The sequence below is a fragment of the Propionivibrio sp. genome, from assembly GCF_017995515.1.
GTDB lineage: Bacteria > Pseudomonadota > Gammaproteobacteria > Burkholderiales > Rhodocyclaceae > Propionivibrio.
On record NZ_JAGOIT010000122.1, the window covers coordinates 1 to 9138 of the forward strand.

Annotated in this window: 9 protein-coding genes and 1 pseudogene; 4 read left to right on the forward strand and 6 right to left on the reverse strand. The window is 61.8% G+C overall.

Annotation, left to right across the window (positions count from 1 at the left end; all coding sequences use genetic code 11):
* Positions 1–199 (forward strand): annotated as a pseudogene (locus KBA32_RS15080) (hypothetical protein); the annotation flags it as partial.
* A 267-nt stretch (positions 200–466) separates the two neighbouring features.
* Here the strand turns inward: KBA32_RS15080 and KBA32_RS15085 are convergent.
* Positions 467–772 carry a hypothetical protein gene (locus tag KBA32_RS15085; protein WP_294360590.1) on the reverse strand — a complete coding sequence of 102 codons (306 nt, stop codon included), beginning with the start codon at positions 770–772 and terminating at the stop codon, positions 467–469.
* 14 nt (positions 773–786) lie between these two features.
* On the reverse strand, positions 787–1641 hold the full coding sequence (locus tag KBA32_RS15090; RefSeq protein ID WP_294360592.1) for an SAM-dependent methyltransferase: 855 nt from the start codon (positions 1639–1641) through the stop codon (positions 787–789).
* Positions 1642–1746: 105 nt separating this feature from the next.
* Between KBA32_RS15090 and ylqF the strand changes: the two genes are divergently transcribed.
* Positions 1747–2637 (forward strand): ribosome biogenesis GTPase YlqF, encoded by an 891-nt coding sequence (gene ylqF, locus KBA32_RS15095; protein WP_294360594.1) that lies wholly within the window; start codon positions 1747–1749, stop codon positions 2635–2637.
* An 11-nt stretch (positions 2638–2648) separates the two neighbouring features.
* Here ylqF and KBA32_RS15100 read toward each other — a convergent pair whose 3' ends face one another.
* Positions 2649–2912, reverse strand: a complete 264-nt coding sequence (locus KBA32_RS15100) for a hypothetical protein (protein WP_294360595.1) — start codon at positions 2910–2912, stop codon at positions 2649–2651.
* A gap of 109 nt (positions 2913–3021) precedes the next feature.
* On the opposite strand from KBA32_RS15100, the gene KBA32_RS15105 reads away from it, so the two are divergent.
* Positions 3022–3237, forward strand: a complete 216-nt coding sequence (locus tag KBA32_RS15105) for a SlyX family protein (protein WP_294360597.1) — start codon at positions 3022–3024, stop codon at positions 3235–3237.
* 6 nt (positions 3238–3243) lie between these two features.
* On the opposite strand, the gene KBA32_RS15110 is transcribed toward KBA32_RS15105, so the two are convergent.
* Positions 3244–5133, reverse strand: a complete 1890-nt coding sequence (locus KBA32_RS15110) for a U32 family peptidase (RefSeq protein ID WP_294360599.1) — start codon at positions 5131–5133, stop codon at positions 3244–3246.
* A gap of 197 nt (positions 5134–5330) precedes the next feature.
* Between KBA32_RS15110 and KBA32_RS15115 the strand changes: the two genes are divergently transcribed.
* On the forward strand, positions 5331–5615 hold the full coding sequence (locus KBA32_RS15115) for a hypothetical protein (protein ID WP_294360600.1): 285 nt from the start codon (positions 5331–5333) through the stop codon (positions 5613–5615).
* Positions 5616–5753: 138 nt separating this feature from the next.
* Here the strand turns inward: KBA32_RS15115 and ettA are convergent, their stop codons facing one another.
* Entirely contained in the window at positions 5754–7418 is a 1665-nt protein-coding gene (ettA, locus tag KBA32_RS15120) for an energy-dependent translational throttle protein EttA (RefSeq protein ID WP_294360601.1), read from the reverse strand.
* A 162-nt stretch (positions 7419–7580) separates the two neighbouring features.
* The coding region (locus KBA32_RS15125; protein WP_294360603.1) for an efflux RND transporter permease subunit at positions 7581–9138 on the reverse strand (1558 nt) is incomplete at its 5' end.

Below are 9138 nucleotides of genomic sequence, written 5' to 3' on the forward strand. Positions count from 1 at the left end.
ATATACTCGCGCCAGAAACCTGATGAAAGCGGGGCTGAGGGAGGCGCGGGCATTTTGCTCAGCGTTCAACCAGCGCGGGCCGTGGTGGAACAGTGGCGCCAGCCAGATGGACGCGGCCTTCCCGAAATCTTCTTTGATCCTGAAAACCTCACCGCAAAGGCGAGAAGGCGCAAAGATCGCAAAGGAAACAACCGCTTGATCGTACTTGACCATTCACCCTGTGGGTCAAGATGAAAGATAGGTGCTGTTCGCGTAGCGCTTTGATTTTCTTTGCGAACCTTTGCGATCTCTGCGCCTTTGCGGTGAAGAACTGAGTTTTTCAGGTTGATCGTTCGGGGCTGGTGTCGCTGCTCGATACGACGCGACGACTCCAGTGCCTTTCATGAACCGCCGTATGCGGAACCGCACGTACGGTGGTGTGAGAGGGCGACGGGGCTCGCTCCCTGCTCGATAGTGTCTTCGACGCTCAGGCAATCCTCGACAATGTCCACGAGATGCCACCCGCCGCCGACGCGATGGCGGCGATGACCAGTAACAGCCGGGTTGCCGCGTAAGTCCGGGGATTTACCTGTTGATCGACGGCGGCGAAGATGCGCGACGCGCCCCACAGCGTGGCGCTGCCGAGGATCAGTGATACGCCGACCACCTGGATTTCACTCGGGTCGAGCGCCAGCATGCGGCCTGCGTGCCACGGCACCACGACGAATACGCCGAAGGTCCAGAACAGTCCGCAGCTACCCGATGCGCACAACAGTCCGACGATGCGGGTCATCCACGTTTCCACGATCAGTCCTTTGCGTTGGGTTCGGTTTCAATCGATGGCAGCAGGAAGCGCCCGCGCAATTCCTCGAGGTTGAGTTCGTGCAGGATGGCTTCCAGCCGTTCCGTCGCGTTCGTGCGCTTCTGGCCGACGTGGCGGGCGATGATCAGTTCGTTCTTCATCGAATGCTCCCATCCGACGAGTTCAGTAACGGTCACCTGGTAACCGTGCGCTTCGAGCATCAGGCAGCGCAGGGCGTTGGTCAGCTGGCTGCCGAACTCGCGCGTGTGGATCGGGTGGCGCCAGAGCTCTGAAAGCGGCGTCTTCGAGAACGACGCGTTCTTGTTCTTGCGCAGCACGGCGGCGATCTCGGCCTGGCAGCAGGGCACGAGCACGATGAACTTCGCCTGCTTGTACAGCGCGAAACGGATCGCGTCGTCGGTCGCCGTATCGCAGGCGTGCAGCGCGGTAACGATGTCCACCTGTTCGGGCAGTGCGGGTGAGGTGATCGATTCCTCGACCGTCAGATTGAGGAACTCCATGCGGGCGAATCCGAGCCGGTGCGCCAGTTCGCGCGACTTCTCGACGAGTTCCGGCCGCGTCTCGATGCCGAAGATTCGCCCGCCCGCCTTGCCCTTGAAGAACAGGTCGTAGAGGATGAAGCCGAGGTAGGACTTGCCGGCGCCGTGATCGGCGAGCGAGATGTCGTCGCCCTCGGCCAGCAATTCGCCCAACAGCGGCTCGATGAAGTGGTAGAGATGATAGACCTGCTTCAGCTTGCGGCGACTGTCCTGGTTGAGCTTGCCGTCGCGCGTCAGGATGTGCAGCTCCTTCAGCAGTTCGATCGATTGCTCGGGCTTGATTTCCGGGATGGTCGGCACGGCGGATTCTTCTTGGTGGGTGAAAGGACGTCATTTTAGTGGCAATGACCGCGCGCCGGCGAACAAATGGGATAATGGCCGCCTTTTCATCAACGCGGTTTTCTCATGGCAATTCAATGGTTTCCCGGCCACATGACGTCGGCGCGCAAGAAGGCGGCCGAGACGATGGCGTCGATCGACGTCGTCATCGAGGTGGTCGACGCGCGCTTGCCCGAGGCAAGTACCAACCCGATGGTGCGCGAGCTGCGCCTGCACCGGCAGCGCCCGTGCCTCAAGGTATTGAACAAGTCCGATCTGGCCGATCCGGTGGTTACCAAGGCCTGGCTCGCGTACTACAACAAGCAGAGCGGCGTGAAGGCGGTGGCAATCTCGAGCAAGAATGCCGGCGAGGTCTCGCGCCTGCCCAGCCTGTGCCAGAGCCTTGCGCCGCATCGTAACGACAATGTCAAGCAGTTGCGCATGATGATCATGGGCATCCCCAACGTCGGCAAGTCGACGCTGATGAACGCGCTCGTCAAGCGCAAGATCGCCAAGGTCGGTGACGAGCCGGCGGTGACCAAGTCGCAGCAGATCCACCAGATCAGCGTCCGCCATGCGATCGTCGATACGCCGGGGCTGATGTGGCCGAAGATCGAACACGAGAGCGATGGCCTGATGCTGGCGGCGAGTCACGCGATCGGCCGCAACGCGGTGATCGACGAAGAAGTCGCGGTGTTCCTCGCCGGACTGCTGCTTAAACGCTACCCGGCGCTGCTCGCGGCGCGCTATGGTTTTTCGGTGGAAGGGATTGATGCGGTGGCCGTTGTCGAAGGCGTCGCCAAGCGGCGGGCGCTCGTCATGCGCGGCGGTGAGCCAGACTTCGAGAAAGCGTCGGCCGTGCTGCTGCAGGATTATCGGGATGGAAAGCTCGGGCGGATCAGCCTGGAAACGCCGGAGACGCGCGCGGCGATGATCGCCGCCGGTGTCGAACAGCCGAGACCCGAGGCCGTCGACTGAGCAATGAAGGTTTATTGCTGCGGGTGTTGCGCCTGGGGTGCTTCGGCCTGCGGCTTGACAATGTACGACCGGGCCATCGGGACCAGCGTCGTCCAGGTGTACCAGCCGCCGTAACCCAGCACCGCCAGCCAGAAGATGAGTTGCAGGGAAAAACCGATCGCGTTGCGCGTCTGCCGACTGATTTTCTTGCCCGGGTCGGTGGCGCCGCATCCGGGGCAGGCCAGCGCCGAAGTATCCACCTGATGACCGCATGCACGACAGGGAACGAGCGACATTGAGTGATCCTCTTATTGATGGCTGCGGGATGGTTGCCCGGAAAACGTGGCGGTATTCTACCCCGTTCAACCCTTTGCTCCAGCACCGAAATACGCGACTGAAATGCCCATGACCGAACCGACGAACGACCGACTGACCGAACTCGAAATCAAGCTGAGCCTGACCGAGGATCTGGTCGACGAACTCAACCGCACCGTATTTCGCCAGCAGGAACAGCTCGACCTCCTGCAAGCCCAGTTGCAGCTGCTCTACAAACAGATGCAATCGGCGACCGGTCCGGCCGAGCCGCGCAACCTGCGCGACGAGATCCCGCCGCACTACTGATCACCGCTAACGAACCGACAACTGGATCGTCCGCTGCTTCTTCAGCTTGCCGATGACGTGCATCTCGCACGGCCTGCAGTCGAAACGCAACGTGAGCTTCTCGCTGCCGTTCATCAGGATCATCGGGTCGGGCCGGATGCCTTTCACCTGCTTGGGGCACAGGTTGAAGCTGTAGCGCAGGCAGTGCTTGGTGATCATCAGCGAGACGTCGCCCTTTTCCTGATGGCACTCGAAGGCCGGCTCGATGACCTTGACGCCGTGTTTCTCGTAGAAGGCACGGGCTTTTTCGTTGTAGACGTTGCCGAGATAGCTGAGCGCGTCTTCCGGGTAGATGGCCGGCGGTTCAGTTGCCGTGCGTCGTGTAGGGCGTTGATAGGCCGCGCTGCGCGTCCGCTCGAGCGCTTCGACCGCGTCGCGGCGTAACGCGTTGAGCGCCGATGCAGGGATGAACCACGGATTCGTTACCGCCAGCTTGATCGCGTCGGCGACGTAGATCGTGTTGCCGAGCTTGGACACGTTTTCGCGCAGCGTGAGTTCGGCGCGTTCGGCGTTCTGGGCGACTTCTTTTGCGCAGTCGAGCGTCGCCGTGGCACTCGTTCCACGGTCGTCGGTCAGCTGCAGCGCGAACCCGTTGGCCGTCTCCTCAAAGCGGATGCGGATGGGAATGCGCCGCTCGGCCGACTTCTTTTCGAGCAGTCGCTCAAAGTCCTGGTCGCGATTACGGTAGATGGGCGTGCCGATTTGCAGGTCGGCGGGCAGCCGGCCGTCAGTCAGCGCCGGCGAGAGGCGATACGCGTCGCCGAGCGCTTCGGCGAGGTTGATGCGCGTGCCGACGAGTTCCTGCTTCGCGTTGTAATAGGTGATCCCGTCGCCGTTGTGCAGTGTCTGGTCTGTGCGTACGTCGAAATGCGTGCGTCCGAGCTTGACGATCTCGCCGAGCTTCTCGCCGACGAACTTGGGCGAGTCGAAGGCGCCGACGTCGACGTGGCGCTCGTTGACGAAATAGTCGGTCGAGCCGCGATTGAAGGTCTTTTCCGGCTGCGGCGTGAACAGGAAGGTGCTGCGCCCCGAAGAACTGCGCTTGTACGCCGGCAAGTCGCCCAGGATCGCGTCGAGTTGCTGCCGGTAGTACGCCGTGATGTTCTTCACGTAGGACAGGTCCTTCAGCCGGCCCTCGATCTTGAACGAGCTGATGCCGGCCGCGATCAGCGCGCGCAGGTTGGCGCTCTGGTCGTTGTCCTTCAAGGACAGCAGGTGCTTGTTCTCGGCGACGACCTGACCGTCCTTGTCGGCGAGCGAGTAGGGCAGGCGGCAGGCCTGCGAGCAGTCGCCGCGGTTGGCGCTGCGCCCGGTCTGCGCGTGGCTGATGTTGCACAGGCCGCTGTAGCTGACGCACAGCGAGCCGTGGATGAAGAACTCAAGCGCGGCCGTGGTGTTTTCGGCGATCTTGCGGATCTGTTCCAGCGACAGCTCGCGTGCCAGCACCATCTGCGAGAAACCGACGGCTTCGAGAAAACGCGCCTTCTCGACCGTGCGGATGTCGGTCTGCGTGCTGGCGTGCAGTTCGATCGGCGGCAGATCGAGTTCAAGCAGGCCCATGTCCTGCACGATCAGCGCGTCGGCGCCGGCTTCGTAAACTTGCCGGACGAGGCGGCGCGCTTCTTCCAGTTCCTCGTCCTTGAGGATCGTGTTCAGCGCGACCAGTACGCGTGCGTTGTAGCGATGCGTGAAGGTTGCGAGCCGCTCGATGTCGCCGACGGAATTGCCGGCATTGGCGCGCGCGCCGAAAGCCGGGCCGCCGATATACACCGCGTCGGCGCCATGAATGATCGCTTCCATGCCGAAATCGGCGTTTTTTGCCGGGGCGAGCAGTTCGAGTGTGTTTCTTTTGGACATCAAGTTGATCGTGGATGACGAAGGGGCGACATTGTAAGTCATTGATTGAAAAGAGTCCGGTGATTCGTTGCGCACGTGCGTGGACTGAAAGGAGTGCGTTGAAGCAGATTTATCTATTACTTTCGTCAACCTCATCGAAAAAGCCGCGTTATTCGCCACAGGGTGGCCGTCCACCGTATTGAACGGAGTTGAAAAAGATGGGTAGTCTGAGTACCGAGTCGTTCGAAGAGTTTCTCGAGTCGCTGAAAAAAGCCGGCGTGGCCATTACGAATGAGCGTGAGTTGCGCGAGCGCTTGGCCGAGGCGCAGCGCTGGCGTTATGCGTTTGCGACACTGGCCACCAATGGCCGTCCGCTCGGTATCCGCTTCCAGGACCCGGCCGAGATGGTGAAAGAAGATGAAATTCATCGTGCATTCATGCAGTTCGCCTTCCCCGAGAGTACCGAGGCGGCTTTTGCGGCCAGCCTGAAGTCGACGCACTGATACTGATATCGTCTCCTGGCCAAGCTGGCCGGGAGACAAACAATCCGCCGATGCCCGACGCTTTCCGGGTTTCGGGGAGTTAAAAAAAGACCCGCAGATCTGATCTGCGGGTCTTTTTCATTGCGATTCGCGAAAACGTCAGCGCGAGATCGGCTTGTAGCGGATGCGCTTCGGCTTGGCGCCTTCCTCGCCCAGCCGCTTCTTCTTGTCTTCCTCGTATTCCTGGTAATTACCGTTGAAGAAGGTCCATTGCGACTCGCCTTCGCAGGCGAGGATATGCGTACAGATGCGGTCGAGGAACCAGCGGTCGTGGGAGATGACCATCACGCTGCCGGCGAATTCGAGCAGTGCGTCTTCCAGCGCGCGCAGCGTTTCGACGTCGAGGTCGTTCGACGGCTCGTCGAGCAGCAGGACGTTGCCGCCGGAAATCAGCGTCTTGGCCATGTGCAGCCGGCCGCGTTCGCCGCCGGAGAGCTGGCCGACGAACTTCTGCTGGTCGCCGCCCTTGAAGTTGAAGCGGCCGATGTAGGCGCGCGCCGGCGTTTCGTACTTGCCGACGGTGAGGATGTCGGCGCCGCCCGAGATTTCGTCGAATACCGTCTTGTTGCCATCGAGGCAGTCGCGGCTCTGGTCGACGTAGGCGAGCTTCACGGTCTCGCCGATGTCGACTTCGCCTGAATCCGGCTTTTCCTGGCCGGTGAGCATGCGGAACAGCGTCGATTTACCGGCGCCGTTCGGGCCGATGATGCCGACGATGGCGCCGGGCGGCACGGTGAAGGAGAGCTTGTCCATCAGCAGGCGGTCGCCGAAGGCCTTGCTCACTTCCTTGAACTCGATGACCTTGTTGCCCAGCCGCTCGCCGACCGGGATGAAGATCTCCTGCGTCTCGTTGCGCTTCTGGTAATCGACGTTGGAGAGTTCGTCGAAGCGGGCGAGACGCGCCTTGCTCTTGGCCTGGCGCGCTTTCGGGTTCTGCCGGACCCATTCGAGTTCCTGCTTCATCGACTTCATGTGCGCGTCGATCTGCTTCTGTTCCTGCTCGAGGCGTTCTTCCTTCTGCTCCAGCCACGAGGAATAGTTGCCCTTCCACGGGATGCCGTGGCCGCGGTCGAGTTCGAGGATCCATTCGGCGGCGTTGTCGAGGAAGTAGCGGTCGTGCGTGACGGCGACGACGGTGCCGGGGAAGCGCACGAGGAACTGCTCCAGCCATTCGACCGACTCGGCGTCGAGGTGGTTGGTCGGTTCGTCGAGCAGCAGCATGTCGGGCTTGGAGAGCAAGAGCTTGCACAGCGCGACGCGGCGTTTTTCGCCGCCGGACAGGTGCTTGATCGATGCATCCCACGGCGGCAGGCGCAGCGCGTCGGCGGCGATCTCCATCTGGTTCTCTGTGTCCGAGCCGGCGGTGGCGATGATCGCCTCGAGCCGCGCCTGTTCTTCGGCGAGCTTGTCGAAGTCGGCATCTTCTTCCGCGTAGGCCGCATAGACGGCTTCGAGCTTGGCCTGCGCTTCCATGACTTCGCCCATGCCGCTTTCGACTTCCTGACGCACGGTCATTTCCGGATCGAGTTGCGGCTCCTGCGGCAGGTAGCCGATGCGAATTCCGGCCAGATGCTGGACTTCACCCTCGTACTCCTTGTCGACGTTGGCCATGATGCGCAACACAGTAGACTTGCCGGAGCCGTTGAGACCGAGCAGGCCGATCTTGGCGCCGGGGAAGAAGGACAGGGAAATGTCCTTGATGATCTGCCGCTTGGGCGGGACGATCTTGCTGACGCGCAGCATCGACATGACGTATTGAGCCAAACTGGGTACCTCGGTATCGAATGGAAAACAGGGAAGACGCCAATTCCATGCCGAGCGCAAGCAAAGCGGACGGCGTGGAGTCGCGCAGGTTTGTATACAAACGCGTCGCCAAGACCCTCCATTTTATGGAAAAAGTCGTGTGTCGTGCATTCGCAGCTCTTTCTATGCCACGTTTGCGCGCCCGATACCCCACTGTTTGACCAATGCGTAGATCGCCGGGATCACCACCAGCGTCAGGATGGTCGATGAGATCATGCCGCCGACCATCGGTGCGGCGATGCGGCTCATCACTTCCGAGCCGGTGCCGGTCCCCCACATGATTGGCAAGAGGCCGGCCATGATGGCGACGACCGTCATCATCTTCGGGCGCACGCGCTCGACGGCACCTTCCATGATGGCTTCGTAGAGGTCGGCGACGGTCGGTTGGCGGCCGGCTTGCTGGCATTTGTGCTTGACGGCTTCCCAGGCGTGGTCGAGATAGATCAGCATGATCACGCCGGTCTCCGCCGCGACGCCGGCCAGCGCGATGAAGCCGACGGCGACGGCGACCGAGAGGTTGTAGCCGAGCCACCACATCAGCCAGACGCCGCCGACCAGCGCGAACGGCACCGAGAGCATGACGATCAGCGTCTCGGTCATGCGCCGGAAGTTGAGGTAGAGCAAGAGGAAGATCACCAGCAGCGTCACCGGGATGACCACCTTCATCTTCTCGATGGCGTGCTCCATGTTCTCGAACTGACCGCTCCAGGTGACGTAATAGCCCGGCGGGAACTTAACCTGGTCGGCCACCGCCTTGCGTGCCCCGGCGACGTAGCCGCCGATGTCGCGGTCGCGGATGTCGACGTAGATGTACGCCGAGAGCAGGCCGTTCTCGGTGCGGATGCCCTGCGTGCCCTTGGCGACGACGACCTTGGCGAGCTGGCCGAGCGGGACCATCCCACCGTCCATCACCGGCACCAGTACCTCGCGTGCGATCTGTTGAGGGTCGGAACGCATTTCGCGCGGGTAGCGCACGGTGACACCGTAGCGTTCGCGACCTTCGACGGTGGTGGTCACCATCTCGCCGCCGAGCGCCGAGCCGATCACGTCCTGCAACTCGCCGACCGACAGGCCGTAGCGCGCCAGTTGCTCGCGGTCCGGTTCGATGTTCAGGTAGAAGCCGCCGGTGATGCGCTCGGCGAAAGCGCTGGTCGTTCCCGGCACGGCCTTGACCACCGCTTCGATCTGCTTGGCCAGTTTCTCCATCTCGTTGAGACCCTTGCCGAACACCTTGATGCCGATCGGCGTGCGGATGCCGGTGGACAGCATGTCGATGCGCGCCTTGATCGGCATCGTCCAGGCGTTGGCGACGCCGGGGATCTGCAGCGCCTTGTCGAGTTCGGCGGTCAGCTTGTCGATGGTCATGCCGGCGCGCCACTCGGATTGCGGCTTCAGGTTGATCACCGTCTCGAACATCTCCATCGGCGCCGGGTCGGTCGCCGTGTTGGCGCGGCCGGCCTTGCCATAGACCGATTCGACTTCCGGGAAGCTCTTGATGATCTTGTTCTGCGTCTGCATCAGCTCGGCCGCCTTGGTGATCGACATGCCCGGCAACGAAGCCGGCATGTAGAGCAGCGTGCCCTCGTTCAACGTCGGCATGAACTCGGAACCGAGTTTTGAAGCCGGGTAGTACGACGCGCCGAGGACGATCAGCGCGACCAGAATCGTCAGCTTCTTCCAG